Below are 26013 nucleotides of genomic sequence, written 5' to 3'. Positions count from 1 at the left end.
CAGGAAGTTAATCTATGTCCCGCCCTTTCTAGTTAATCCTAAGGGCGGGTTATTTATGGATAAAATCATTTCTGTTTATGTATCTCTTTTATTTCCTTCTCCACAAAAAAAGCATAGAACGGACTCAAGTCCGCTTTATGCTTTCCATTATTAAGATAAACAATATTTAACCAGCGCATCTCGCACACCATGCTCGTTGTTAGACCCCGTGACAGCATTCGCTGCCGCTTTGACCTCAACCGGAGAATTATCCATCGCAACGCCCATACCCGCGTATGTAAGCATAGAAATATCATTAAAATAATTACCGATCGAAAGAACATCCTCTTGCGGAATTCCCAGCTTCACAGCCAGATTCTTTAAGGCGTTGCCCTTGGAGGCTTCCGGATGCATCAAATCAACGAAAAATTCACCACTGCGCAAAATATTGTACTCATGGGTCCAAGTGCGCCATTCACGTTCAGCTTCGTCAAGGATTTCTGATTGTGTAAATACAGTAAACTTAACAACCGGTTCACGGAAATCTTCCCATGCTGGCAGTGTAGCCGGCACGATACGGAAGTGTTCATACATATAATTGGCTTCTTTGGTCAGGTTTTCTACATTATCTACATACATATCAAAAGCCGTATTCACATCATAATGAATATCATGCTTTCTACAATAATCAATATAAGGGTCAAGACCACGAGCATCCATACCGTATTGATGCAGCACTTCCCGATCTTTCACACGAACCGTTGCAGCTCCGTTATGACCCAGCACATAACCAGACAACCCCATTTCCTCCATAAAAGGAATCGAGTTCTGCGGACTGCGGCCGGTACATAACACGATTTGTCCTCCAAGACGTGTAACCTCAGCAATGGCTTCTTTATTCTCAGTGCTCAAGTGGTGATCATCATTCAACAGTGTACCATCTACATCTAGTGCAATCAGTTTGTATCTCATACTCCCACCATCCTTGTCTTTCTTTTTCTATATATATTGAACCTGGCTATTTGAGTTAAGTTTCAGTCGCAACTGCGGTGAATATTTGGACTTCCAGCCGCTGTTGTTTCCAGATTTCTTGATTTATACCGTTTACTAGTGGTTGAAATCCGGAAACAAAGGCGGCCGCTATCGCTCTTACAGTTCCAAATTTCCCCTCCGCCACTCCATTCCCTTATCCCAAGTTTCCAAATTCAATTTACATACCATTTTTTCTCTATATTATTGTTCTAATGCTTCTGTACTTAAGAGTGCCAGTTCCTCTAGCGTAAGTTCACGACTAGCTCCCAGTGGCAGGCTTTCGTCCAGCTTCAATTCTCCCATAGATACTCGTTTCAGAAAAGTGACTTTTTTGCCGACAGCTTGGAACATTCGCTTCACCTGGTGAAACTTTCCTTCTGTGATGATCAGCGAAATATGTGAGATTACTTTACTGCCGCGTTCTCTTCCCAATATAGTTAGCTGTGCAGGTAAAGTAACATATCCATCTTCCAGCTCGACACCTGCCGCAAAAGCCGCTACATCGTCTGCATCTACGTCTCCCTCAACTGTAGCTTCATACGTCTTAGGGACATGCTTGCGTGGCGATAGTAGCTCGTGAGCAAGCTTTCCATCATTGGTGAGCAGAAGCAGCCCTACTGTGTCCTTATCTAACCTTCCTACAGGAAAAGGTTCAAACTGTACATATTCCTGCTTTAAAAGATCCAGAACGGTCCGATCCCGCTTGTCCTCTGTTGCCGACAGAACTCCCGGTGGCTTATTCATCATAAGATAAATAAATTCACGATAGGTAACAAGCTCGCCGCCAACCACAATTTTATCGTGATACGGGTCTACATGAAATCCACTATCCTTGACGACTGCACCATTCACGGTAATTAAACCTTGCTTGGCTTGTTTACGAATATCGCTGCGTGATCCTACCCCCATATGGGACAATACTTTATCTAAACGCTGCTTTTTTGCAGTTTTCCCTGATAGGCTCATTCTTACATCCACCTCCAGCCTGCGGGATATTCATTCTTGAGCACACCGTCCTGCCACTTCCCCCAGCCTGCACTATAACCATCTATGCAGACCAGTACGTATCCTTTTTGGGTAGTTCCTATTTTAATAGAGAGACGTTCTTGACTAATCAACAATGTCTCTCCTTTAAGATAGGAAATAGCTTCATTACTCGTACTGGAAAGTGAGACACTTCGGCAGCTCTCTTCAGGGTGTAACGCGGTAGCCATTGGATGTCCTGGGATAAATCTGCCGTTACGGACATGTCCTACATACCATCCTGGACGAATCGCCTTTAATCCATTTAATCTTTCCTTAGGTAGTGGGGAGATGTACAGATGATCACCGAAGAAAATCGGATACCCTTTTGGCTCCCAGCCAAGCTGGTCTTTTATAAAATCTCCATATGCAGCCAAGGCTTGCTCTTCTCCTGAACCTTGACGGCCACGTTCAGCGCCAGCAGCAGATTTATTAGAGAACTTACCTTCTTTCCCTCGTCTGGCTTCTGGTTTGTTTGCGGATTTAATATGAGCAGTGCCTTTTTTATTCGTATTCCGTGTAACTGCACTCAACTTAACTTCGGCTTGATCACGTTCCTCTGCAGATACCTTTGGCCCCACATGCTGCAGCACAGCCATGAAATGTCCTTCACCTTTTACTTTATGCGGCCATAGTCTTGCTGTCCCTGATAGTTCTCCAAAACCAGGAGCAAATGAGCCAGTGCCTCCAACTGTAATCACCGAAAACTGTGGATGTTCAGAAATAAACTCCGCTATAATTTCTTCATTTTCTTCTTTAGCAAATGTACAGGTTGAATAGACAAGTGTACCTCCCGGTGCCAACGCTGTTGCAGCAGAACGTAATATATCCCGCTGCATGGCAGCATATTTGGCAGGTGTACCTGAATCCCACTGCTTCACCATGTCTTCATCTTTACGGAACATCCCTTCACCTGAGCAAGGAGCATCAATCAAGATTTTGTCAAAATAAAGCGGGAATGCCGCTGCAATATGATCTGGACTTTCGTTTAGTACGATACCGTTGCGCACCCCATATAGCTCTAGATTTTTGGCTAAGGCTTTCGTGCGTTCTGGATGAAGATCATTGGTAATCAACAAGCCTTCTCCTGAGAGCTTGGCAGAAATCTGTGTGGATTTGCCCCCAGGTGCAGCGCATAAATCAAGAACACGATCTCCTGGCTGTACATCAAGCAGTTCCACAGGTGCCATAGCGCTTGGCTCTTGAATGTAATACAATCCCGCGTGATAATGTGGATGTTTACCTGGTCTGGCCCCATCCTCTGTATAGAATCCGGTTGGACACCACGGAATGGGTTCCAGCTCTAAAGTGGAAAGAGCTTGCAATTTCTCCACTGAAATTTTCAAGGTATTAACACGAACGCCTCCGTTAGGGGTCTCCTTGTACGAATCCGCAAATTGATTATAATCCGTTCCCAGCAAGTCCATCATACGCTCGCTGAAAGAACTGGGCAGTTGTGCCGCCATGATGCCGTCCTCCTGATAGTACTGCTAAAATTTAGGTGTTTAAAGATTCAAGGAACACCCTTACGGGTGTTCCTTTGGCAATACTCATTTATAGAGGATCATTATTTACGATGAGAAGAGGTCGGTCTTTGAGGACCTCGTCGTTGAGGATTATTCGGTGTGATCACCTCAGCCGCAGAGTTCACTTCATCCGCTAGACCTTGATCAATGATTTCTATAGTCAGATCATAATAAGAAAATGGCTGCTGCTCACACGACTCCATGCGGCGAACATAATCCTTCACTTCCACCACTAGCTTAGCCAAATTAATGCCGAGTGTCACTGCTGAATATTCTTCCAGCTTGGCAGCAGCCCCGCTTAGCATAATCGTTGCACCACGCATATTATTATTGCGGCAATGGTACAACCCAACAGCTACTTGGAGAAGTGCTTTGTACAATGGGTCGCGTTGCTTGGCAAGCCATAGCTCTTCGAGCACCTCGTGACATTCGAAATAATCCCGGTCACGATTAAAGTACACTAGATACGCCAAGTACAACGGATCATAAGCCATCCGGCAAACTATCCTTTTTAGCTGCGGAGAGAAGTCCCCGTACATGATCCAGAAGCTCCTTCATCGCTTCCATGTCCTGAGCCTGCCATATTTCGTTAAATCGAGCCTGAGTATCTATAGCCTCATTCACCAAATGATAGAAATACAATTGATGAATAGATTTGAGAATTTGAGTCGTCATATTCGAGTTTTCCTCGAAGGTCTTTTGTGCTTCCAGGATTTCATCACGAATACTGGACATTTCGCTGTCCAAGATGGAGGCTGCTTCAGCTGCGGTTTTCAGGCGCACTCGCATTTCATCCGGTAAGCTTTCCCGATATTTATAATTCAGAGAGTGCTCTATGGTTGCCCAGAAATTCATAGCTAGTGTACGAATTTGGATCTCTGCGAGCACTATTTTTTGTCCCAGAGCTGTCTGCACAGGATATTTAATAATCATATGAAAGCTGCGATACCCGCTCTCTTTATAATTGGTGATGTAATCCTTCTCATACAGGACTTCAAGATCCTTACGAGCCCGGATATATTCGGCCACTCTGCGGATATCCTCCACGAACTGGCACATAATCCGGATCCCGGCTATATCTTCAATGCCTGTCTCCAGATCCTCCATCTTCACATTCAGGCGCTTAGCCTTCTCCAAAATGCTTGACAGCCGCTTTACACGACCAGTTACGAATTCAATCGGCGTGTATTCCTCTCTTTTCTTCAACTCCGAACGCATTGTTTTGAATTTAACTTTCAATTCTTCCACAGTCTGTTCATATGGAAGCAAAAAAGTTCCCCAGTCCCTGCCGTCCATCGCCTTCGTCCTCCTGTCCTTTCGACTCCTTCAATCAGTGATGATCAGCACCCACTGCTTCAGAGATATGACTGAATCCGTCCCGCCGTAAGAGCTGCCGTAATCCGGCATGCAGCCTGCGGTTAACCTCCGGTCCTTCGTAGATGAGTGCTGTATAAATTTCGACCAGACTTGCGCCTGCTCTTATCTTGTCATACGCATCCTGACTGGTGAATATGCCCCCTGAACCTATGATCGGCATCTTCCCTTCAGTCTGGCGATAAATCCTACGAATGATTTCCGTTGACCGGTCACGAAGTGGCTTACCGCTTAATCCACCTGTCTCATTAGCCTTTTCATGACTAAGTCCATCCCGGTTCAATGTAGTATTCGTAGCAATAATACCATCCATACCAGCTTCTGTCAGTGATTGAACCATATACTCCAATTCAGAATCACTTACATCTGGAGCAATCTTAACCAACAAGCTCTTATTCATGCCGGTGGCTTTACGCTGAATCTCCATTTCTTCCTTTACTTGTGCTAGCAGGAACGCTAATTCGCTGCCATGCTGGAGACTGCGCAGCCCCGGTGTATTTGGTGAGCTGATATTGACCACAAAAAAATCACCGTACGGATAAAGCGTACGGATACACTGACGATAATCTTCATGAGCCGCTTCATTACTAGTTATTTTATTCCGTCCAATATTTACTGCTATTGGAACTCTGCGATTTTTTAATTTTTTTAGACGCTCTGCCATAGCGTCAGCCCCTTCGTTATTGAAGCCCATACGATTGATCAGAGCTTCATCAGAGGGAAGACGGAACAAACGTGGGCTATCATTTCCCGGTTGACCCTTAGGGGTAACCGTCCCCACTTCCATAAATCCGAATCCGATCGAAGAGAATCCAGAAACAGCCTCGGCATTCTTATCCAAGCCTGCTGCCAGTCCAACTGGAGTCGGAAAATGTATGCCAAACAGATCAACTGCTAAATCTGCCGTTTCAGGAACGCCATACATTAAACGCAATGCCGCGCTTCCCCCTGGAACTGATGATGATTTATCCAATCCACCTATGACGAGATGGTGAGCCTTCTCAGGGTCCAGCTTAAAGAAAATTGGTTTACCAAAATTACGATACAACACCGTTCTCGCTCCTTAAGGGGTACTTCACTAATCCACGTGTCTACCCGATTCTGTAGGTTTCTTCTTAATTTTAGCCTTTTCTTGAACAAAAGAAAAGCATTTTACCCTGTAAGTGTGCAGAGGCTTAACCCAAAGTATAGTAATTTTCTTGTAAACGCATTACAATATAGGGGTAATCAGCGATTAAGAGAGAAAGAAGGTATGCTGGATGTCAACTAAACGTAAACCACCAACTTTGCAGCAAAAGAAAGAAGAAGTTAATCGTAAAGCGCTAATGTGGATCGGCGTAAGTTTAACTTTACTAATTCTTCTCATCATCGTTCTGTTTATAGTTGCCGGGAACTAATTCAGCCAGTGGTATACTTTGTGGGGGTTGGTCTGATCATACGGAGCAGCAGGGTTGAAGCGTTTCGCCGGCAGCAGCTGCTTGTCAGGCAGAACCCCTTTACTAATCACCACTTTTGTTCCTTTTGGAATCATAGCGAATAGTTCTTCCACATCTTCTCGACTCATCCGAATACAGCCAAGGGATTCATCCTTGCCGACACTTTCTGGCTCATTGGTGCCATGAATAGCATAATTACTATCTGAAAGTTGTAGTCCGCGGCTTCCGAACTCCCCATTATCATGACCGTTTGGATTGACCACTTTATCTGTAATGATGAAGTTGCCTTCCGGGGTCTTGTCTCCCCCAAGCCCTACCTCATAATTTCGTAGAATAACAGAGCCGCTGACTACTGCCAAGCGGTGTTTTTGTTTATCCACAATCACTCTAAGCGGCTGGTCAAAAAAGGGAACACCCTTCCCACTACTTGCACTCTCACTTAGCGCTGTCGGTATGACCATTCCCGCCTCAGCAGTTGAGCTTGGAGGCTCACCTGCAACTTCCGGTGTACCCAGTGCCTTAGCAGTTGCTATTTCCTTAAGAGATTTGAACTCACGCTTCATAACTGGTGTCGTCCCGCCAATCCAATTTTCCGGAAAAGGTCTGGTCAATTCCGCCAAAGAAGCCGGAAGCTTGCCTTTATGATTCTGATAAGACCTCATTGCACTCCATAATGTAGCTAGCTCCTCTTGATCCCCCTGCCACTTAGCTGCATCCACCGCAAGTTCCCCTTGCTCTGGCGGTTCGCATGCACATGCCGCTGGATCATAGGATTGGTATACCAACCGTCCGTTCCCATTCTTCTGCAGTGTGGAATTAAGCGGAAGCTTCTCTTTCCACAGCAGCCACTTCCCTTCCCGCTCCATGCCCAAAATAGCAGCTTGAAACGGTTCCTCGCGCATTAGCATAGTTGCCATCAGCTTCCCTGACGAAGCAGAAGCTCCACTCTCTTGCGCTGTATACATCATTTTTCGTGCCTCTAGAACGGGTTCCTTCTCAACATCTTTTTGATCAAGCGGATCTTTAACTTCAGAAGTAACCGTGTCTTGGACCGTATCCTGATCTCCCGCAATATCTAGACCCGGAGCCACAGCCGATGGCACCATAACCAGTAATAGAAGCATCAGCCCAAGCATAATGTAGCGGAATCTTTGCTGCCTTCGGTCCCGCTGGCGGCTTGCCTGAAGCAGCCCTTCCTCATATTCCCGTAGCGTTTCCGCAGGCACCTTACTATGCTCGAAAGCTTCATATACTTCTCCAGCCTGATTGAAGCAATAGTTAGCTTTCCCCTGTTGACCGTTCTTATAGTATTCCTTACCCAGCAAGTACCATGCCATCTTATTGTCTGGATGCATCTGTACATATGCTTTGAGGTGCTGAGAATTTTTCATCGGAACCTCCGAAATTTTATAATTCCATCCTACATTAATATCGGTCAGACATCGCAAAAAAGACATCCCTAGCTGAACAAAAGTTCGCAGGAGATGTCTTTATGTTGTGCTAGAAGTTACAAAATCCCGGCTAATTAGCCCTCTTTGTTAAAAGGCTCATCCGCAATTTTAATAGAGTCGGTTGGGCATCCATCACAAGAATCCTGGAGATCATCAAACAAATCATCCGGAATCACTGTGATGCCGTGGTTTCCGTCATTTTCATAAATAACTTCTGCCAAACCTTCGTCATCGTAATCAAAAATATCAGGAGCCGTTGCGCCACATGCACCGCAAGCGATACAAGTGTCTTTTTCGACCCAAGTGTACTTAGCCATTTTATCTCTGCCTCCCGTTGAACAATACAGCGCTGTTGTACCAGCGTCTTATATTTTCTCATATTAATATAAAAAGAATACAATTTCAATTGATTTTCAATACGTTTGCATTTCTGACGCATTCTACGGCATCTATTTTGACATGTCGTAGAATGATCTTGTTACTCTTTATCAGACTCGACAGATAGAAGATTATCCTTTTGCAACGAAGTGCCACGTTCTTTATGATTGCGGAGCCTTGCAGAGTGAGAATCGCTTAACATCCCGGCGGTCAACACTGCATTTTCACCGAATTTATTACGTAGCATGTCCATAGTCTTGTTAAGAGATTCTTTCTTAGGCTGACGTTCGTAATCGAACAAATCAAGCTGAATGGCGGAATCCTCTTTAGCAATCAAGCCCTGCAGAGTCACACCCAGCAGCCGCACAGGCTTCTCCCCATTCCAATGACGAACATATAGATCGCAGACGGACTTGTAGATATCCTCCCCGCTCTCCGAAGGAGCCTCTAGCTGACGCGAACGGGTTATGGTCTTCATATCCGGTGTCCGAATGGTCAGCTGCACCCCTGAGGCAACAAGACCTTGCTTACGCAAGCGCCGGGCTACCTGATCACTTAAATTCAACAAAATCGGTCGTACCTCAGCTAGACCTATGACATCCCGCGGCAATGTTGTGGTGTGTCCAATCGACTTACTCTGCTCCCGCTCAGGGTTAACGATCCCATGATCAATACCGTTGCCAGCACGCTTTAGCCATGAGCCCATAACTCCGAAATTCTCAACCAGCATATTTTCATCAGCCGCTGCTAATTGACCAATACTGTAAATGCCCAGTTTGCGGAGCTTTTCTGCTGTTTTTCCACCAATGCCGAACATTTCGTTACAGGGCTTGTCCCATAATATCTTGGGCACATCCCGCAGCCGCAGCACCGAAATGCCGTTTGGCTTTTTTAAATCGGAAGCCATCTTCGCAAGCAGCTTATTGGGAGCGATCCCCACTGAGCATGGCAAGCCCAATTCTTCCATTATACGGCGCTGAATCGTCTCCGCTATTTCCATGGGTGTACCGAATTGTCTGGAGCCAGTTATATCAAGGTAACATTCATCGATGGACACTGCTTCCAGTAACGGAGTATAGCTATATGCAATCTGCATAAAAGCATTAGAATATTTGCGGTATAAATGGAAGTCCGGTTTAATAACGATAAGCGATGGACAAATACGAAGCGCCTTCTGAACCTGCATTCCCGTCGAAATCCCCATTCTGCGGGCGACGTAGGAACAAGTCACTATGATCCCTTTCCGCAATTCAACACTACCCGCAACCGCAGTAGCTTTGCCTCTATATTGGTCAGGGTCCTCTGCCTCATGCACAGAGCAGTAAAAAGCATTCATATCGACATGCAGGATAACCCTGCCACTCGTTGGATAATACTGATCAACATTCTGCACAATATCTACCTTCTTATCCTCAGGTTTTCTATTGTCCAATTTAGAATAACTCTCCGCTGCGGTTAGGTCAACTTAAGAGGCTGTAAAGTTCTTTGTTACATTCCCGCGTAAAAATGCTATAATATATAAATTCATTTCCCTATAAGGAGGACTCTCATGTCTAAGTCCATCTCCATCTTCGATACTACATTACGCGACGGCACCCAAGGTGAAGGCATCAGTCTGTCGGCTGACGACAAGCTGAAGATTGCCAAGAAACTCGATGATCTGGGTGTGCACTATATTGAAGGTGGCATCCCGGGAAGCAACAATAAAGACATTGAATTTTTCAAAAGAGTCAAGGAGCTTCATCTGAACGCCAAAATTACAGCGTTCGGCAGCACTCGGCGGAAGAATTCCTTGGCCGAAAACGATGACAATTTAAAACGTATGATTGACGCAGGGGTTCCTGCTGCTACACTCGTCGGAAAATCTTGGGATTTCCATGTACACACTGCATTACAGACTACGCTTGAGGAGAATCTCGCCATGATCGGCGACTCCATATCCTACTTGAAACGCCAAGGCCTTGAAGTGATTTTTGATGCCGAGCATTTCTTCGACGGATACAAGAATAATCCTGAATATGCAGCAGCTGTTCTGTCCAAAGCCCGGGAAGCCGGAGCAGATTGGCTTGTAATGTGCGATACCAACGGTGGGACCTTACCTTACGAAATTCATGAGATTGTTACCGCTCTAAATCAACAATTGCCCGGAGCCAATCTCGGAATTCACACTCACAATGACTGTGAGCTAGCGGTTGCCAATGCACTTAGCGCCATCGGAGCTGGAGCACGGCAAGTACAAGGTACCATTAATGGTTACGGTGAACGGTGTGGTAACGCCAACCTATGTTCTATTATTCCTACACTACAGATCAAAATGGGTTATCACTGTATTCCAGGCGATTCATTATCGCAGATTACCAACACTGCCCGCTATATTAGTGAAGTGGCTAATGTTAATCTGCCGGTAAATCAGCCTTATGTCGGAAATGCAGCTTTCGCACACAAAGGTGGAATCCATGTCTCCGCCATCATGCGTGATTCACGGACCTATGAGCATATCGCTCCTGAGCTTGTCGGGAACAAGCAGCGTGTGCTGGTCTCCGAACTTGCCGGACAGAGCAATGTACTCTCCAAAGCACAGGACATGGGTTTAAATCTGGATCCAAGCAGCGAGCAGGCTCGCCGGGTGATCGAGAAGATTAAAACGATGGAACATCAAGGTTATCAATTTGAAGGTGCCGATGCCTCACTGGAGCTACTCCTTCGGGAAGCTACCGGCGAGATGAATGAAACCTTTACCTTTGAATCCTTCAAGATGTTAGTTGAGAAAACCGCAGAACATCCAGTAGTATCTGAAGCGTTCGTGAAACTGAAAGTTGGCAGTGAGAATCTTTATACTGCTGCTGAAGGTAACGGTCCAGTCAACGCACTCGATAACGCGCTTCGTAAAGCATTACAGACCTATTTCCCACAATTAAAGGAAATGCATCTATCCGACTATAAAGTCCGTGTAATAGATGAACAGGATCAGACTGCAGCGAAGGTAAGGGTATTGATTGAATCCAAGAACTTCACAGACACCTGGAGTACGGTTGGTGTCTCCAGTAACGTAATTGAAGCCAGCTGGGAGGCTCTTGTTGACAGTATGCGCTACGCGCTTCTCAATGAGCTCTCATTGGAGAATGAGAAGACGACCAGCAATGAACCTAGAGGCCTGGTCAATCATTAATTGATCACTTATAGAATTTTGTAAGACAAAAAAGAAGCTTCCCAAAAGTAGAATTCTACTTATAGGGCAGCTTCTTTTTATTAAATAGGCTGTGTAACGGACTATTGCTTTAGCCCATAGACTTTGGGTGGTGGGTGGTGAGCAATGGGCAGTGTGCGGTGCGGGATGCGCGGGGGCGAGTGCGGGGTGCGGGTGCGGTAGAGTAATTAGGGAAAAACTCCCTGAAAATAGCCGATATTCGCTATAAATGAACAGAAACAGGGAATTCCTCCCTAAAAATCAGGATAATTTCATTATTTCCCACCAAAACAGCTAGATTAGAGGGATATTTTCCCTAATTATTCGTTGAATGACCCGAGATCTCGAAATAATAGGGAGAAATTCCCCAATTGTTCTAACTCGGCTTCCTTCGGGGTTCAAACCATTTCTGCTCCACGGTATAGTGAAATTAATGCTTGCTGTCTACTAAAGTAAATCGCGGCTGACCAAAAACGCAGATCAGCGATCCTCCAATAAGAAGAATCGCTGATCTGTAGACTTTTGCTGTTTGGAGAAAAAAGCAGATCTGGCTCCACATGGGATAGCCTGCTTCATGATTCGGTAAGCTTGATTATTTTCTCCTCCAACTCTTCAGGACTAAGAATACCTAGAATAATCTCAGAGATCACTCCATTCTTATCAATGAGCACATTGGTGGGAAAAACAGCTCCATTATATTTGCTGTACACCTCATCTTTTACATCAAACATAACCGGAAACACAAGACCGTATTTCTTGATAAAACGTTCAGCATTGGGTTTATAATCCTGACTGCTCACATTAATACCGTAAATATCTAGAACATCCTTATACTTAGTGGCCATGGTATTAAGTTCAGGAGCTTCCTGCTGGCAGGGATCACACCATGAAGCCCAGAAATTAAGGATTACCGCTTTATCTCTGGGGCCATCAACAACATAGGTAGTCCCATCTGTTCCCTGAAGTGAAAACGAAGGTGCACGCAGTCCAGCCTTAGGTCCGCTCTTCATCGGCAGCTCATTTTGTTGCGCAAGCACAGCTTCTGCTTTGGGCTCACGATTATGCCACACCGCAAACACAGCAACACATACAACTATGAGTAATACTGTTATATTTAATTTATTACTTGCTTTCATAGTCATCTGTTCCTTTACGATTGGAATAGTTTTCTACTATTGTACCCTCAATAGGTTAAATTTCAAACCATCCATTTTTTACACAATAATATATACTTTTATAATAAAAAAGAGGGTTTCGTCTGCGACGAAACCCTAATGAAGAGAGAGGGGTGAACAAATGGCAGCATTCCAGGGAAATGTCCAGCCTATTAGACTGAAATATTCCGTACAGCAAGCACTGGGGAAGCACCTGCTGTCCTGTTATCCGCATGAAGCATGCGGAGTCCTGCTGGGTGCTGCCGCAGCGGGTGGCATGCTCATAGATACTTACGTACCCTTGCGCAACGTAGCGCCAGACCCGCTGCACACCTTTACTCCCCACCCTGAAGAGTGGATTAATGTACTGTACAATGAACCAACTATCATCGGACTATTTCATTCCCACCCACATTCAGCACCTATCCCTTCAGTTGCCGATTATAAAGGACTAACAGCACTAGGACCTGAGTTTGCGCTTTATCTTATAGGTTCTCCCAACACCAAAGATAGCGGCAATCCCATTCTGAACGGATTTTATATTGAGCGTTTGCCTGATGACCGCGGCGGTAATTTGTTCCGCGGTTTATCTCAAGCCCCGCTTCACGTTCTACTTAAATAAGCATAAAGATCACCCAAGGTATCCACTTGGCCGCGCTCCGAAATTTCCCGCAGGTAGATCACCCACAGCTGTGCTGTCATCTTTGCGTCTTCCAAGGCATGATGACGGCCATGAATCGGAATTTCATGCACATATAGCAGCTCATCCAGCGAATAATTACTTCGCTGTGGCTCAAGCCATCGCGCTAACATCATCGTGTCCAGCACACGGTGTGTTAGCTGAACTTTAGAGGTTTTCCATAAAGCAGCATTAAGAAAAGCCTTATCATGTGAGCTTGCATGTGCCACCAGCACATTCTGACCTACAAAGGACATAAAATTATGAAGGCCATCCATTAAGGAGGGAGCGGATTGTGTCATTTCTTCCGTAATCCCAGTCAGCCTTGTAATATCCTCCGGAATAGCCGTCTGACAGTTCACCAGTGTATAAAAGCATTCCTCTTCTTTAATCTGCTCTCCAATGACCTTGACGGCTCCGAAAGACATAATCTCATCCCCATGCTGATGGGAAAAGCCTGTAGTCTCTAGATCAAAGATCACTGTCTCTAATTCAGACAATGGGGTATGCAGCACCTCAGGCCGCCGTTTCTCTCGCATCAAAGATCTAATAAAGGCCATTTGCTGCGCAGTCTGTTGTGCAGTTTCTCCACCTCTCATCGAAGCAATTGCCGAGGGCATTCCACCTTGTCTTAGATTACTCCAGAATCCTCCGCTTTTGTTCGGCTCCCTCATGACCGCCACCTTTCCGCTGAGCGGAGCTGACGCTGCAGCGCCCGATGAAGGCGTCTGACAAGCAGCAGGCTTTCACGCAGCTCAGACAGCAGCTGCTTATTCTTCAATTCACTCTCAGCTACATAATCACTGCTGATTAACAATCCATCCTGAACACTATATGGCGTGTTCACTCGCAACCGCATTGCTAATAAGAAAGCTCTGCGGATATCCTCTAAATGTTGATATTTCCCAAGCCTATCAAGCGCTTCAATCCGCTCTAATGTCGAGCCAGCTCTAATGCCATGTAGTAACGACAACCGTCTAACAATGTTCACTAACGGAATATAGACCCCATACTTAACATCAAATCCGCCTGCATAATCACCAAACCGTTCTGTTAACACCTGTCCCAGTAAATTCAAAGTCGCTTTGTGGCGTACTGTATTGCGAAGAACAGCATTAGACAGCTGCTCATTTTCCGCAAATCCTTCATAGAAAGCTTCTTGCCACTTCGCTGATAACTTCACGCTTCCTGCGACATGACGCATATCAGAAGAGATAATAAGATACCGGATCGGCTCCCATTCCAACTGAGTTCTCCAGCTATCAAGCTGCTCTATCCATTCAGATAATGTCTTACGCCACATGACTTGGGAGCACATTACCTTCCCCGCACATTTCTCATATCCTACTTCTTCAAGCATATCGGATAACAAAGTTCCGAAAAATTCGAAATAGCGATTTTTTTCCCCATCAGGCTCTCCTTCGACTATCAGGCCATTATCCTGATCGCTCCAAAGCGTTGCCTCCTGCCTCCCACTGCTGCCAAACACAATAAAGGAATAAGCACAGGGAGGCGGGCCATAGCCCGCCTCTTTCATCTGCGCCTCACATATGAGTACTGCGGTTTGGGCAATAAGATCATGCATAGTATTCACACGGAACATCCATTCCTCTATAGGAATAACATTCAACTGTTCGAGAAGTACTTTTTGACAGGCAACACGCCTCTCCCTAAGCTCCTCTGACGAACCGGCCAATACGATGGTCCTAAAGCTTTCTTCATTATACTCATCTGTTAACTCCATCGATGCCACACGGTCCGCCTCCCTGTCCGAGTTGAAATGTTATTGTTTAAGGGTTTTGGATTCCGAATCTGCGATCAATTTCATTTGCTCAGGGTATCCGTAAGTACCATGCTCACTGATATCCAGACCCATTAATTCTTCTTCTTCTGTAACGCGAAGTCCGATAGTTACCTTCATTACATACAAGATGATGAAAGAAAGAACGGCTACGAAAACAAATGTTCCAACCACACCAAGCACTTGAACGCCTAGTTGATGGAAACCGCCACCGTAGAACAACCCAGCTTCACCTACCAAGCCGCCTTTAGTAATAAGCTCAGGTACAGCGAACAGACCCGTTGAAACTGCACCCCACATCCCCGCAATACCATGCACCGAGAAAGCATAGATTGGATCATCAAGCCCTGCACGTTCCAGCCATTGGGAAGTCATGAATGTAAAAGCACCGGCTACAAAACCAATAATGATTGCTGCCCATGGATCAACGAAAGCACACGCTCCTGTGATTGCAACCAATGCAGCCAGAACACCATTCAGCATTGCTGGAATATCAGATTTACCAAAGTACAACCAAGAAGCAATCAATGCTGCCAAACCACCTGCTGCTGCTGCGATGTTCGTTGTTAGGGCTACGTGACCGAAGAAACCGCCCATTGGGGACAAAGCACTACCTGGATTGAATCCGAACCAACCAAACCAGAGGATAATAACACCGAGTACAGTAAATACTTGGTTATGACCTGGAATGATCACGGGTTTACCTTCTTTATTAAACTTACCAAGCCGAGGCTTAAGCAATATGGTTGCTACGACTGCTGCCGTTGCACCTGTAAGATGGACAACCGTGGAACCTGCATAATCTTGCATACCCAGCTCAGCCAACCAGCCACCGCCCCATACCCAGTGAGCTACAACTGGATAAATTACGACGGAGAACAAAATTCCGAAAATGATATACACACTTAGCTTCGCACGTTCTGCCATACCACCAGATACGATAGCCAAGGAAACTGCTGCAAAGGCCATTTGGAATAAGAATTTAACATTTAAAGTAACATCAGAAAATGCAAGTGATTCAAAAGAAGCTGCGGTTGAATCTCCTCCGTACAAGAAGCCTGTAGTACCGAAGAAGCCATTGCCGTTACCGAAACCAAGTCCAAAGCCGATAGCCCAGAAGCAAAGACTTGCGATAGCCAGAGTAAGTACTGTCTTACCTGCTACGTGCCCTGCATTCTTCATCCGAACCGAACCCGCTTCGAGCATTGCAAACCCTGCTTGCATAAAGAATACTAAAATGAATGCCAGGAAGGTAAACGCTGTGTCCAATCCGACTTGTAAGTCAACGTTCGTCGGACCGTCCGCTGCAAAAGCACTTACCGGATAAATCATCAGTGTAATCATGGCCAGTAACATCATCAACCATTTCTTTTTCATTTTTACCCCACTCCCCAATGTTATATTTTCTAACAAAGCGTGAAACTCTTAATGTCATTATAATCAGAAGTCAGGTAAATTGACAAGACTATTTTAGGAATGTTTTTATTTTATTTTATTTGAGCACACGAAATTTTCACAGTACTAATGGACTAGAGGTCCTAAAGGCCTTATTCTAGCTGCATTTTCATTAAAATAACTACGCGCACAACCTCATTTATATTACCTGATAATTGAACGCATCTTTTACCAAAACCACAAAATACATAACATTTAATGTTATGTATTGGGGTAACTTATAGTTTTCAACCCCAATCATTCTTCAAATTTGATATCCCTTTGAGTTTGAGTGTATTGTATAGAAACTACAGCTCACCGTTCATGAATTAACCCTTCTTTACTGCATATACTTTATGAAAGTATGACGTTTGACTGTATGGTTTCCAGTTTGTTATCATTACAGATAGCATAAGAAACCATCAATTTAGGAGATGACCGCCACTTATCGGCAGTCGTATTCAATTAGTGAGGCGAGATTAAATGGGGATATGATTTTGTATCGAATTGGAGAATTAGCTAAGGCTGCTCACATTAGTGAACGAACTATTGATTATTACACGAAACTGGGATTAATCTCCCCGGAATCTAGAAGCACCAAAAATTATCGGCTATACAGCCATGAAACCTTGGCTGCTTTAGAACGTATTACTCAATTAAAGCATGACAAGTATTCATTGGAAGAAATCAAATCTATGCTAGGCAAATGGAACGAGGCAACACCAGAAACTGACGTCTCTGATAAATTAGTTGAGTTAGAGCAGCAAATGCAGCGGCTAGAACGGGAAGTAAAAGCCCTTGAACCTCTTATTAGTGGTTTGAAGCCAGGACAGGCCAGTCGCGTACTTTCAAATCTGCTCCCTCAGGGATTAGCCTGCATGGAAGCGATCCGGCTATTGCTTACGCAAGGACCGCCAATGTAAATACCATATTTACAATACAGTGGAGGAATGCATCTATGTTTATGTACCTATTAGTAATTATTGCTTTTCTTTTCTCATTGTGGGCACAGTTTAGAGTTAAAGGAACCTTCAGCAAGTGGTCAAAGGTAGCCAATTCGAACGGCCTGACTGGATATGAAGCCGCGAGACGTATGCTCGACGCTAATGGCTTACACGATGTTCCGATTGAACCTGTAAGAGGTACACTCTCAGACCATTATGACCCCATCCACAGAGTTGTACGCTTATCAGAGCCTGTCTATTATGAAAGTTCCATCTCTGCAATTTCTGTCGCTTGTCACGAAGTAGGCCACGCGATTCAGCATAAAGTAAGTTATCCTATGTTGACACTTCGTCACCGGATGTTCCCGGTAGTTAATTTCGCATCAGGCATCGCGCCTTTCATGCTGATGGCAGGTTTCATCTTCGGTTACTTTAATCTTATAGGCTTGGGTATCATTTTCTTCTCAGCAGCTGTTGCATTCCAGCTCGTAACGCTGCCTGTAGAATTCAACGCCAGTAACCGGGCTCGTCAGGTCATGGTAGAACAAGGTTTCATCCGCAACGAAGAAGAACGCGGAGTAGCAAAGGTTCTCAACGCAGCTGCTTTAACTTATGTTGCAGCCGCTCTAGTATCGTTGCTTGAATTGCTCCGCTTGATCACCGTCTTTTTAGGCAACCGCGACTAATATCACATACCTCTAAACAACAAAAACCCCGGAAGGCTAAGAGCCGACCGGGGTATTATTTTGCCTAGCTTTAAAGTAGGAGATTAAAAAAGTCCGAAAGGAACGTGCCACCAGCGGTAATTTACTATCTGTACGGTAGATCAAGCCAACCGTTCTCGTCACCGCAGGCTCCACAACCTTCACCTGGGCTGGTTGAAGAGGATTCGTCTGATAGAACGCCATCTCCGGAAGCAAGCTTACACCCATCCCTGCGGCCACCAAACCACGAATGGTATCGGTCTCTCCGCCTTCAAAAGCAATCTGCGGTTGGAATCCCGCCTGCAAGCAAGCTTGCCAAACGATAGGTCTCAACGAATAGCCTTGGCTGAATAGAACAAACTTCTCTTTTTGCAGCTGTTCCAACCGGATTTCAGATTCTCCTGCCAGCCGGTGATTCTGAGGAAGAATCGCAAACAACTCTTCAGTCATTACAATATCCCCCGAGACATGCTCATCATTCTCAGGAAAAGGTGAAATGAAAGTTAAATCCACTTCGCCAGACAATACGTCTTTTATCAAAGAAGGGTAAGATCCTTGTTTAAAACGAAATTTGACATGAGGATAATACTTACGAAAATCTGCAACGATAGTCGGGATTAGATGTGTGCCAAGGCTATGCGGGAATCCAATCCGAATCTCACCACGCTCGGGATCCAGAAATTCATGCACCTCATTTACTGAATGCTCCAACTCCTTAAGGATACTCTCAACCTTCTTGCAAAAGAGCTGCCCAACAGGGGTAAGCTGCAGATTGCGCCCTTTTTGCATGAATAGATCAACCCCAAGCTCTTGCTCCAGCTGATGAATCTGACGGCTTACCGCAGACTGCGCTACATGAAGCTCTTCTGCCGCTCTTGTTACGTGTTCTTTTTGAGCTACCTTTAAAAAATATTGCAGCTGTCTTAGCTCCACTCCATCATCGCCCCTGTCTTAGGCTTTTTTTGAATATACGAATAATTAGCCCATATACGAAAAAGCCAGAAACCAAACCTCCGAGATGTGCAACCCAATTCACATTCGGTGTAGCAAACGACATAATGATCCCGATCATTAGCAATCCGTATAAAGTCTTACGCGAGCCCTCATCCATCATCGCCCGTTGAATAACGGCAATGTATAAAAATGCACCATAAATGGCGTAGATTGCTCCAGAAGCACCAACCGAAACCGTACCAACCTCTACTACTGAGCGGGCACTAATCGCAATTGTAAGCAGATTTGCCAGAAAACCACCCGCCACATAGAGCAGCGCATAACGCCACCAGCCCAGCAATCGCTCCAGAGGCGGTGCAAACACCAGGAGAGCGAAGCAATTAAAGAACAGATGGGAAAACCCATTATGTAAAAAAATAGCGGCCAGATAGCGCCACAGTTCCTCTTTGTACGGACTCACATCTACTATAGCACCAAAATCAATAAGCGTTTGAATATTAGTTGATCCTCCGTTAATTACCGTCAGGATAAACATGATCACATTGGCCAATATGAGCAAACAGGTTACCGGATAATACCGGACATAACTTTTCCAATTTTCGTATCGAATAAATATCATAACACCCATCCCTTTACATATATATCTTGTCCGGTTGGACATCTTCCTGCTATTAAGATTATAATTTATTGTGGCAGTAAGAATCCAATATTATAATTCGAGGAGGAAAACAAGGATATGACGCAAGAAAAAACAGGCGTAGCTACTTTTAAAGGCAACCCCATCACTCTCGTAGGACCTAAGCTAACAGCTGGTGATCCTGCACCCGATTTTGTTCTGAGCAAGAATCTTCTAGAAGACGTGTCTCTAAGTGATTATGCCGGTAAAATCAAGCTAATCAGTGTTGTCCCTTCTCTTGATACCGGGGTATGTGACGCACAGACCCGCCGGTTCAACAGTGAAGCCGCAGAGCTTGGTGACGATGTGGTAATTCTCACGGTAAGCACGGACCTGCCGTTTGCCCAAGCTCGCTGGTGCGGTGCTGCCGGCATCGATCGAGTAATTACTCTATCCGACCACAAAGCAACCTCATTTGGACAAGCCTATGGTGTGCTGATTAAAGAATTCCGCTTAGATATGCGCTCCATCTTTGTTCTGGATAAGAACGACAAGATCGTATATGTTGAATATTTGAGTGAAATGACCGAGCACCCTAACTATGAAGATGCTATTGCTGCTGTGAAGAAGCTGCTCTAATTCTTTAATCAGTAGCGGTTATTCCAACAATACTTAATTATCTCTGTTAAAAAAGCGGCAGAAGGTCCATCCTTCTCCCGCTTTTTTTGTAATAGAAAGATTTATCGATAACACACTGAGCAGCTCACCGTTTACGTAAACGCATTCATACTACCCCTAAGCAAGAAGGGTTTGACGGGCCTCTAAAAATCAGTCTGCTTTGTATTTTCCTAATTTTTTGTCCAAAGATGCATACAAGCGTTGAATCACACGGTAATTCGCCCCGAGATCACCAAGTGAACCTCTAGATGCAGAATACATGTCTACACCACAACGAACAGGCGTCGTATTTAGCACCGATACCGTAATGTCCAGCGTACGGCCAAATGCCGTTCTTTTCTCAAGAGTAATCTCACCTACAGACTCCACTTCGTGAAGCACCTTAAATCCAGGAACTTTCTTTAAAGTTGATGAAACTTCTTCCCATGCTTTGTCTTTAGTTAGATTGTAATAACGCGTTTTTAATGTCGGATCTTTGGCGCGGTCGCTTGTTCCATCATGACTGCGGAATAAGCCAACCAAGGTTCTTTTTAACGACAAAATTCTTCCCCCTCTACAAATCCCAAGTTCATTATTCTAAGTGTAACACTCTTGTCTCAGGAACAAAAGGGTATAACTCACTTTCCCTTTATTCCAGACATACAAAAAAGCGCCCGCTCCCATTATTCACGGGAAACAGGGCGCCTTGGCTTAAACAAGAGAAAACCCGCTTATGCCGTCCGGCTACAGTGTCTTCTGAACCTGCTAGAGCAGGTGGGTGATCGCAGAAAACGTTTTTGAATTCCCCAAGTCATATAGACAGGGCGGTTCAGCTGCGCTTCGTGTAGATCTCCCAAGACATTATCATTGGTTCAAAACAACGAGTAACCGTAACGTACATCGCAGGATTTGTTATTATTATATTGCGTTTTAACGAAAAAGTAAACCTGTATGCGCTTTATTTTTACACAGGAATTAATTACCTGGAAATATCCAACGCTTAATCCAGCATTTTGTTAAATGCGTTTGGTGTCCTTTTCATCAATTTCATCCTCGTAGTCATCATCATCGTCATCGTCGTCATATTCATCCGCCCGATTGTTCAATGCTGCTGCTTCTGCTTCTTCCTGCTCTTTCAGTTTCTTCTTTTCTACTTGCAGCTGTAACTTATTATAAGTAGCGTAGAAGTTAAAGAAGGCCGCCATTGCAATCAACGTTGGAATACAAATGAAATACAGAGCCGGATATCTAAGACCGATATAAACAAGAACCGCGGCTGCAATCAATGTAGAGAACACACGAATTGGGCGTGCTATAGTCAGCAATATAGAATTGGTCATCACTTGCTTGAAGCCCATTTGGTAATGAACCACAATGGAAAAGAAGTTAAACATGGATACCGACAAAAGTATCATCAGCACCAACATCAAAATACCAACAATTCTGAAGTTAGGCATTTGTGTCATGTAAACTGTTACATCAACGTACATAACAACGAACATCAATGTATAGATAACTCCTCCGAGCATACTTTTTACATAGTTCTCTTTATACCCCTGAAAAAATGTACGAAAAGTTCCTACATCCGTATTCCCCATTACCCACTTACGTACTACAGTAAATAAAGCGGCTGAAGCTGGAAACACCGTAAAGGGCGCTAGAATCCCCATTGCCCAGTTCAATGTAATTTGCTCGTTCGCTCCACCTGCGCCTGTCCCTAACATAATCATCTTTAAAACACCAAAAAACAAAAACGGGGCGGAACATAGTGCCCATAAGATATTACTTCCTGCGATACGTGAAATCCATTCTGTCACGCGGTATAAGCCGCCCATTGCTCCTTTAAACTCCAATTCCCTTCCTCCTCTGTCTCTTACATACTACATATCTTAACTATACCTCATTTGACCTCCTCATTTCCATAGCCCAACTTTCTGAATTATAGACTATCGTCTATACGTAAAGCCTTTATAGTCCATATATTAGGATTGTAACCATAAGAAATACCAAAATCCCCACATTCTAAAGGAGGTTATCTCATGTCTACACCTGTTGGCTTCGGCGGTTGGACTTCTACAGGCACGATCCTCGTATTGTTTATCTTGCTCGTTATCATCACTCGTACATTCGGATACTAATATCTCACAAAACAAATTCGCGCCCTACTAAGGACACAACAATTCACCAAACATCCTTATATTTCAGCAAAAAGAAGACGAGAACCGCAATGCGGCATCTCGTCTTCTTTGGTATCTGGACGAAGTATTAATTATCGAAATCTTCACGTTTTGCAGGACGAGTGCTCGTGCTGCTTGGACGAGTGTATGGTTTACGCTCTGCGCTGCGGTTTGCACCACCGTCACGAGCTGGTGCGCCATCACGGTTGCCTTTATAGCCACCGCCATAGCCGCCACTGCCGCTACCGTAGTTGCTGCCACCGCTGCTATAGCCACCACGACTACCGCCACCGTTATTATCACGGTTACCACGGTATCCGCCACCGCTACCGCTGCCACCGGAAGTACCACGGTTTCCGCCATAACCACCATTAGGTTTACGGCCACTGCGGATATCGTTTTTGCCACCACGACGTTTAGCACGAATTGGATCTTCAGGAGTCAATTCAATTGCGGAATCCTTCTTGTCGCCAGTGAGAAGCTTCATAGCTGCGGACAACAATTGTACGGAATCATATTGCTCAAGCAATTGAATAGAAATTCCTTTGTACTCGTTCAATTCTCCGCTTTCTACCACTTCAAGCAAACGCTCAGCAGTAACGCGTTGTTTACCTTCAATAGCTTCAGCCATTGTTGGCAAAGGTTTACGAGTAATCCGGTGACGAGTAACACGTTCGATCAAATGCAGGTGATCGATTTCGCGTGGAGTAACGAATGACCAAGCCGTACCTTCTTTACCTGCGCGTCCTGTACGACCAATACGGTGTACATAGCTTTCAGGATCTTGTGGCAAGTCAAAGTTAATTACGTGAGTTACGCCGGATACGTCCAGACCACGTGCCGCTACGTCAGTAGCTACCAGCACGTCAATGCTGCCATCACGGAATTTACGCATTACAGCATCACGTTGGTTCTGTGACAAGTCACCATGCAATCCATCAGCAGAATATCCGCGTTTTTGCAAAGCTTCAGCAAGCTCATCAACCCGGCGCTTAGTACGTCCGAATACGATAGCTAATTCAGGTGATTCCATATCAATCAAACGACTAAGAGCTTCAAACTTTTGACGCTCAGGCACTTCCACATAAGCTTGATCAATCAGTGGGGCACTGATTTGTTTCGGAATAACGGAGACATGTTGCGGGTTGTTAAGAAATTGTTGAGCTAGGCGTTGAATGTTTGGTGGCATTGTAGCAGAGAACAACATGGTTTGACGTTCTACAGGAACGAGCTTCAAGATCGTCTGAATATCTTCCATAAAGCCCATATCCAGCATTTCATCTGCTTCATCCAATACAACGGTTTGAACATCATCCAAACGGATCGTTTTACGGTTGATGTGATCGAGCAAACGACCAGGTGTACCAATAATGATTTGTGGTTTCTTTTTCAATCCACGGATTTGACGTCCAATATCCTGTCCGCCATAAATCGCCAACGAGCGAAGACCTTTGAAACGGCTTAGCTTGCCAATTTCTTCTGACACTTGGATGGCCAACTCACGAGTTGGTGCCATAATAAGGGCCAAGATTTTTTCGTCTTCACGGTTAATCTTCGAAATGAGGGGGATACCAAAAGCAGCAGTCTTACCTGTACCAGTCTGAGCTTGACCGATCAGATCCGACCCAGTCAATGCTAATGGGATCGACTGTTCCTGTATCGGTGTTGCCTCCTCAAATCCTAACTCTGTGATTGCTTGTAGCACTTTTGGCTCCAAGCCAAATTCTGCGAATGTTTTCAAATTATTCATGCTCCTTCTATACAGTGGACATTCCACATGCTTGTCTGTATTCTTAAGTAGCGGTAAACACATTTATAGGCTGTCCAATCATGCTCTATTTTCTGCATGATATAGCGCTTTTGGGACGAAAAGCCTCCCTAATCATCAGGTACCTTGTTGTACCTGAGCAACTGTAGCTTTACATCCGATGCAATGCAAAAATACCATTGTAACGTTCTACTCAAGAATATCCTATACATTATATCACAAACACATGTGAGAATACCAGTGGGTTCCTTTCTTTTCATTGCTTTCATGTTTTATTTTTTTAAATATATATATAAGGGTGGATTTACTTGTTAAGACAGATTTTGAATTGTTTGGTTGTTTTTTTAGGGGCAGCACTAATCGCCAGTGGATTTAATCTATTTTTAATTCCACACCGTTTACTAAGTGGTGGCGTATCTGGGCTTTCCATGTTAGTGGGTTATTTCACTCCATTAAACATAAGCCTCCTATACTTGCTCTTTAATATTCCTCTGCTGGCTGCTGGTTGGTTCCAGTTAGGCCGGAGATTTATTATTATGAGCATGTTGTCCGTTGTGTTTACAACCTGGTTCTTAACGGTGATTCCTGAGCATCTGGTGGCTACAGATATGCTGCTGTCCTCTGTATTTGGCGGAGTTCTTGTTGGGATTGGCTGTGGTATCTCCTTTCGTGCAGGAGGTTCTTCCGGAGGTTTTGACATCTTGGGTTCAATTATCACTAAATACCGTGATTTCCCGGTCGGTAATGTAGTGGTAAGTTTAAATGGACTAGTTATCCTGGCGGCCGCTTATCTTGACCAGAACTGGAATTTAGCACTTTCATCAATGGTATCTATATATGTAACAGGTAAAGTGTTGGATATGATTCATATCAGCCACTTAAAAGTAACCGTATATATTGTAACAAACCGTACAGATGAATTACTGCAACATCTAATAGGCCTTCAACGAGGTGTCACAAAGATTAAAACAGAAGGCGCTTATTCTCACGTTGAAAAGGACATGCTAATGACGGTAACAACCCGCTACGAACTTGCAGAGCTGCAACGTATCATCCGCACGACAGATCCTCAAGCTTTTGTAAATATTGTTGAAACAGTGGGTGTCATGGGCTCCTTCCGGAAAGACAAAATGAGGAAATAAAAATTCCTAGTATTGGAAAATGCACCAAACTCAGAATTATGATATATTATACACACGCAGAACCCTAACAATTTCATAAAGATTGAGATTTACCCCTCTTTTTTCCAAAGCACTTCGTTTTCCGATGAACACTGAATCTATTCAGAACTATCGAAAAAGGAAAGGGTGATTTTTGTGGAAATGGAAACGGTAAAACTGTCAGCAATCGTCATGAGGTGGTATCCTGATATGATGCCGTTTCTCAAACAGGACGAATTAAATTCAGTAATCGTTCTGCGAGACGGGCTAAGTATTCTGGAACCTGCAGATGCCATGGATATTATCCATTACAGCATCTGTGAACATCAGAATTCTGCGTATCTTCAATGAGCAAGCCGCAAGAGAAGTCTTGATAGTTGCCGCCTTGGGTTCGGCCCTGTTGCCGATTTAAGGCGGCATTTACTTTTTTCATACCGTTTCGAATCCATACATCTCGTTTATAAACAACAAAGGCGGTTTTTTATTCCCAATCTGAGCTAATATTGTTACAACACTGTTCTTTTTGGGAGCAACCGTTCCTATATAATTTAGGGGAAAGTACATAAAGGGAGAGAAAAA

General features: G+C 44.5%; 27 protein-coding genes and 1 other RNA gene. 9 read left to right on the top strand and 19 right to left on the bottom strand.

Annotated elements, in window-relative coordinates; all coding sequences use genetic code 11:
- Nucleotides 1-150: 150 nt before the first annotated feature.
- The 6 genes from MKY14_RS01415 to MKY14_RS01390 all read right to left on the bottom strand — a co-directional run bounded on the left by MKY14_RS01415 (nucleotide 151) and on the right by MKY14_RS01390 (nucleotide 5985).
- The gene (locus MKY14_RS01415) at nucleotides 151-951 is read right to left on the bottom strand and encodes a Cof-type HAD-IIB family hydrolase (protein WP_340975603.1); all 801 of its coding nucleotides are present in this window, start codon (nucleotides 949-951) and stop codon (nucleotides 151-153) included.
- A 261-nt stretch (nucleotides 952-1212) separates the two neighbouring features.
- A complete protein-coding gene (locus MKY14_RS01410; RefSeq protein ID WP_076186699.1) occupies nucleotides 1213-1977 on the bottom strand; it encodes a pseudouridine synthase in 765 nt (254 codons plus the stop codon).
- 2 nt (nucleotides 1978-1979) lie between these two features.
- Entirely contained in the window at nucleotides 1980-3500 is a 1521-nt protein-coding gene (locus tag MKY14_RS01405; protein WP_340975602.1) for an RsmB/NOP family class I SAM-dependent RNA methyltransferase, read from the bottom strand.
- Between the two features lie 101 nt (nucleotides 3501-3601).
- Nucleotides 3602-4054 (bottom strand): DUF309 domain-containing protein, encoded by a 453-nt coding sequence (locus MKY14_RS01400; RefSeq protein WP_076130116.1) that lies wholly within the window; start codon nucleotides 4052-4054, stop codon nucleotides 3602-3604.
- The gene (locus MKY14_RS01395; protein WP_036689325.1) at nucleotides 4044-4856 is read right to left on the bottom strand and encodes a GTP pyrophosphokinase; all 813 of its coding nucleotides are present in this window, start codon (nucleotides 4854-4856) and stop codon (nucleotides 4044-4046) included. The genes MKY14_RS01400 and MKY14_RS01395 overlap by 11 nt, the downstream gene beginning before the upstream one ends.
- 34 nt (nucleotides 4857-4890) lie before the next feature.
- Nucleotides 4891-5985: a quinone-dependent dihydroorotate dehydrogenase gene (locus MKY14_RS01390; RefSeq protein ID WP_036689322.1), complete on the bottom strand. Its 1095-nt coding sequence runs from the start codon at nucleotides 5983-5985 to the stop codon at nucleotides 4891-4893.
- Nucleotides 5986-6193: 208 nt separating this feature from the next.
- Between MKY14_RS01390 and MKY14_RS01385 the strand changes: the two genes are divergently transcribed.
- Nucleotides 6194-6331: a hypothetical protein gene (locus MKY14_RS01385; RefSeq protein WP_167348489.1), complete on the top strand. Its 138-nt coding sequence runs from the start codon at nucleotides 6194-6196 to the stop codon at nucleotides 6329-6331.
- Here MKY14_RS01385 and MKY14_RS01380 read toward each other — a convergent pair.
- The 3 genes from MKY14_RS01380 to MKY14_RS01370 form a co-directional block, all read right to left on the bottom strand.
- On the bottom strand, nucleotides 6328-7761 hold the full coding sequence (locus MKY14_RS01380) for a L,D-transpeptidase (RefSeq protein ID WP_340975600.1): 1434 nt from the start codon (nucleotides 7759-7761) through the stop codon (nucleotides 6328-6330). The two genes, MKY14_RS01385 and MKY14_RS01380, sit on opposite strands and share 4 nt — an antisense overlap.
- Before the next feature lie 134 nt (nucleotides 7762-7895).
- The gene (locus tag MKY14_RS01375; RefSeq protein WP_076133627.1) at nucleotides 7896-8138 is read right to left on the bottom strand and encodes a ferredoxin; all 243 of its coding nucleotides are present in this window, start codon (nucleotides 8136-8138) and stop codon (nucleotides 7896-7898) included.
- A 161-nt stretch (nucleotides 8139-8299) separates the two neighbouring features.
- A complete protein-coding gene (locus MKY14_RS01370) occupies nucleotides 8300-9631 on the bottom strand; it encodes a DNA polymerase IV (protein ID WP_282579938.1) in 1332 nt (443 codons plus the stop codon).
- A 117-nt stretch (nucleotides 9632-9748) separates the two neighbouring features.
- On the opposite strand from MKY14_RS01370, the gene cimA reads away from it, so the two are divergent.
- A complete protein-coding gene (cimA, locus tag MKY14_RS01365; RefSeq protein ID WP_340975599.1) occupies nucleotides 9749-11368 on the top strand; it encodes a citramalate synthase in 1620 nt (539 codons plus the stop codon).
- 590 nt (nucleotides 11369-11958) lie between these two features.
- On the opposite strand, the gene MKY14_RS01360 is transcribed toward cimA, so the two are convergent.
- Nucleotides 11959-12522: a TlpA family protein disulfide reductase gene (locus MKY14_RS01360; protein WP_076220683.1), complete on the bottom strand. Its 564-nt coding sequence runs from the start codon at nucleotides 12520-12522 to the stop codon at nucleotides 11959-11961.
- Between the two features lie 160 nt (nucleotides 12523-12682).
- On the opposite strand from MKY14_RS01360, the gene MKY14_RS01355 reads away from it, so the two are divergent.
- Nucleotides 12683-13162, top strand: a complete 480-nt coding sequence (locus MKY14_RS01355; protein ID WP_340012299.1) for a M67 family metallopeptidase — start codon at nucleotides 12683-12685, stop codon at nucleotides 13160-13162.
- Here the strand turns inward: MKY14_RS01355 and MKY14_RS01350 are convergent.
- The 3 genes from MKY14_RS01350 to MKY14_RS01340 are packed head-to-tail and all read right to left on the bottom strand — an operon-like array spanning nucleotide 13144 to nucleotide 16397.
- A complete protein-coding gene (locus tag MKY14_RS01350; protein ID WP_076191346.1) occupies nucleotides 13144-13893 on the bottom strand; it encodes an exonuclease domain-containing protein in 750 nt (249 codons plus the stop codon). The genes MKY14_RS01355 and MKY14_RS01350 overlap by 19 nt on opposite strands.
- Nucleotides 13890-14963, bottom strand: a complete 1074-nt coding sequence (locus MKY14_RS01345; RefSeq protein WP_076184365.1) for a DUF294 nucleotidyltransferase-like domain-containing protein — start codon at nucleotides 14961-14963, stop codon at nucleotides 13890-13892. The genes MKY14_RS01350 and MKY14_RS01345 overlap by 4 nt, the downstream gene beginning before the upstream one ends.
- A 39-nt stretch (nucleotides 14964-15002) precedes the next feature.
- Complete coding sequence (locus MKY14_RS01340) at nucleotides 15003-16397, bottom strand: ammonium transporter (protein WP_036689307.1); 1395 nt, start codon at nucleotides 16395-16397, stop codon at nucleotides 15003-15005.
- A gap of 548 nt (nucleotides 16398-16945) precedes the next feature.
- Here MKY14_RS01340 and MKY14_RS01335 point away from each other — a divergent pair.
- Together MKY14_RS01335 and MKY14_RS01330 are read left to right on the top strand one after the other, a co-directional pair.
- On the top strand, nucleotides 16946-17377 hold the full coding sequence (locus MKY14_RS01335) for a MerR family transcriptional regulator (RefSeq protein WP_036689305.1): 432 nt from the start codon (nucleotides 16946-16948) through the stop codon (nucleotides 17375-17377).
- Between the two features lie 35 nt (nucleotides 17378-17412).
- Nucleotides 17413-18084, top strand: coding sequence for a zinc metallopeptidase (locus MKY14_RS01330; RefSeq protein ID WP_076125126.1), 672 nt, complete (start codon nucleotides 17413-17415; stop codon nucleotides 18082-18084).
- A 36-nt stretch (nucleotides 18085-18120) separates the two neighbouring features.
- Here MKY14_RS01330 and MKY14_RS01325 read toward each other — a convergent pair whose 3' ends face one another.
- Nucleotides 18121-19035: a LysR family transcriptional regulator gene (locus MKY14_RS01325; RefSeq protein ID WP_076125124.1), complete on the bottom strand. Its 915-nt coding sequence runs from the start codon at nucleotides 19033-19035 to the stop codon at nucleotides 18121-18123.
- A gap of 4 nt (nucleotides 19036-19039) precedes the next feature.
- Nucleotides 19040-19675 (bottom strand): rhomboid family intramembrane serine protease, encoded by a 636-nt coding sequence (locus MKY14_RS01320; RefSeq protein WP_076125160.1) that lies wholly within the window; start codon nucleotides 19673-19675, stop codon nucleotides 19040-19042.
- A gap of 117 nt (nucleotides 19676-19792) precedes the next feature.
- On the opposite strand from MKY14_RS01320, the gene tpx reads away from it, so the two are divergent.
- Nucleotides 19793-20311, top strand: coding sequence for a thiol peroxidase (gene tpx / locus MKY14_RS01315; protein WP_076125122.1), 519 nt, complete (start codon nucleotides 19793-19795; stop codon nucleotides 20309-20311).
- A 189-nt stretch (nucleotides 20312-20500) separates the two neighbouring features.
- Here the strand turns inward: tpx and MKY14_RS01310 are convergent, their stop codons facing one another.
- The 3 genes from MKY14_RS01310 to MKY14_RS01300 all read right to left on the bottom strand — a co-directional run bounded on the left by MKY14_RS01310 (nucleotide 20501) and on the right by MKY14_RS01300 (nucleotide 22182).
- Complete coding sequence (locus tag MKY14_RS01310; protein ID WP_036689295.1) at nucleotides 20501-20890, bottom strand: DUF1499 domain-containing protein; 390 nt, start codon at nucleotides 20888-20890, stop codon at nucleotides 20501-20503.
- Nucleotides 20891-21049: 159 nt separating this feature from the next.
- Nucleotides 21050-21241, bottom strand: a non-coding RNA gene (ssrS, locus tag MKY14_RS01305) — 6S RNA.
- Nucleotides 21242-21345: 104 nt separating this feature from the next.
- Nucleotides 21346-22182, bottom strand: a complete 837-nt coding sequence (locus MKY14_RS01300; RefSeq protein WP_076125120.1) for a YesL family protein — start codon at nucleotides 22180-22182, stop codon at nucleotides 21346-21348.
- 186 nt (nucleotides 22183-22368) lie between these two features.
- On the opposite strand from MKY14_RS01300, the gene MKY14_RS01295 reads away from it, so the two are divergent.
- Nucleotides 22369-22467: a hypothetical protein gene (locus MKY14_RS01295; protein ID WP_036689290.1), complete on the top strand. Its 99-nt coding sequence runs from the start codon at nucleotides 22369-22371 to the stop codon at nucleotides 22465-22467.
- A 127-nt stretch (nucleotides 22468-22594) separates the two neighbouring features.
- On the opposite strand, the gene MKY14_RS01290 is transcribed toward MKY14_RS01295, so the two are convergent.
- A complete protein-coding gene (locus tag MKY14_RS01290; protein ID WP_036689288.1) occupies nucleotides 22595-24247 on the bottom strand; it encodes a DEAD/DEAH box helicase in 1653 nt (550 codons plus the stop codon).
- 335 nt (nucleotides 24248-24582) lie between these two features.
- Here MKY14_RS01290 and MKY14_RS01285 point away from each other — a divergent pair, with 335 nt between their 5' ends.
- Together MKY14_RS01285 and MKY14_RS01280 are read left to right on the top strand one after the other, a co-directional pair.
- Nucleotides 24583-25416: a YitT family protein gene (locus MKY14_RS01285; RefSeq protein WP_036689285.1), complete on the top strand. Its 834-nt coding sequence runs from the start codon at nucleotides 24583-24585 to the stop codon at nucleotides 25414-25416.
- A 180-nt stretch (nucleotides 25417-25596) separates the two neighbouring features.
- Nucleotides 25597-25785, top strand: coding sequence for a hypothetical protein (locus MKY14_RS01280; RefSeq protein WP_036689649.1), 189 nt, complete (start codon nucleotides 25597-25599; stop codon nucleotides 25783-25785).
- The last annotated feature ends 228 nt before the right edge of the window (nucleotides 25786-26013 follow it).

It is taken from the genome of Paenibacillus sp. FSL R5-0887 (assembly GCF_038002305.1).
GTDB classification, from domain to species: domain Bacteria; phylum Bacillota; class Bacilli; order Paenibacillales; family Paenibacillaceae; genus Paenibacillus_AQ; species Paenibacillus_AQ odorifer.
This window is presented reverse-complemented; position numbering and strand designations above follow the sequence as displayed.

Coding starts and splice junctions, on each gene's coding strand:
- MKY14_RS01415 (WP_340975603.1), bottom strand. CDS start 951: ATGAGATACAAACTGATTGCACTAGATGTAGATGGTACACTGTTGAAT.
- MKY14_RS01410 (WP_076186699.1), bottom strand. CDS start 1,977: ATGAGCCTATCAGGGAAAACTGCAAAAAAGCAGCGTTTAGATAAAGTA.
- MKY14_RS01405 (WP_340975602.1), bottom strand. CDS start 3,500: ATGGCGGCACAACTGCCCAGTTCTTTCAGCGAGCGTATGATGGACTTG.
- MKY14_RS01400 (WP_076130116.1), bottom strand. CDS start 4,054: ATGGCTTATGATCCGTTGTACTTGGCGTATCTAGTGTACTTTAATCGT.
- MKY14_RS01395 (WP_036689325.1), bottom strand. CDS start 4,856: ATGGACGGCAGGGACTGGGGAACTTTTTTGCTTCCATATGAACAGACT.
- MKY14_RS01385 (WP_167348489.1), top strand. CDS start 6,194: ATGTCAACTAAACGTAAACCACCAACTTTGCAGCAAAAGAAAGAAGAA.
- MKY14_RS01380 (WP_340975600.1), bottom strand. CDS start 7,761: ATGAAAAATTCTCAGCACCTCAAAGCATATGTACAGATGCATCCAGAC.
- MKY14_RS01375 (WP_076133627.1), bottom strand. CDS start 8,138: ATGGCTAAGTACACTTGGGTCGAAAAAGACACTTGTATCGCTTGCGGT.
- cimA (WP_340975599.1), top strand. CDS start 9,749: ATGTCTAAGTCCATCTCCATCTTCGATACTACATTACGCGACGGCACC.
- MKY14_RS01360 (WP_076220683.1), bottom strand. CDS start 12,522: ATGAAAGCAAGTAATAAATTAAATATAACAGTATTACTCATAGTTGTA.
- MKY14_RS01355 (WP_340012299.1), top strand. CDS start 12,683: ATGGCAGCATTCCAGGGAAATGTCCAGCCTATTAGACTGAAATATTCC.
- MKY14_RS01350 (WP_076191346.1), bottom strand. CDS start 13,893: ATGAGGGAGCCGAACAAAAGCGGAGGATTCTGGAGTAATCTAAGACAA.
- MKY14_RS01345 (WP_076184365.1), bottom strand. CDS start 14,963: ATGGAGTTAACAGATGAGTATAATGAAGAAAGCTTTAGGACCATCGTA.
- MKY14_RS01340 (WP_036689307.1), bottom strand. CDS start 16,397: ATGAAAAAGAAATGGTTGATGATGTTACTGGCCATGATTACACTGATG.
- MKY14_RS01335 (WP_036689305.1), top strand. CDS start 16,946: ATGATTTTGTATCGAATTGGAGAATTAGCTAAGGCTGCTCACATTAGT.
- MKY14_RS01330 (WP_076125126.1), top strand. CDS start 17,413: ATGTTTATGTACCTATTAGTAATTATTGCTTTTCTTTTCTCATTGTGG.
- MKY14_RS01320 (WP_076125160.1), bottom strand. CDS start 19,675: ATGATATTTATTCGATACGAAAATTGGAAAAGTTATGTCCGGTATTAT.
- tpx (WP_076125122.1), top strand. CDS start 19,793: ATGACGCAAGAAAAAACAGGCGTAGCTACTTTTAAAGGCAACCCCATC.
- MKY14_RS01295 (WP_036689290.1), top strand. CDS start 22,369: ATGTCTACACCTGTTGGCTTCGGCGGTTGGACTTCTACAGGCACGATC.
- MKY14_RS01280 (WP_036689649.1), top strand. CDS start 25,597: ATGGAAACGGTAAAACTGTCAGCAATCGTCATGAGGTGGTATCCTGAT.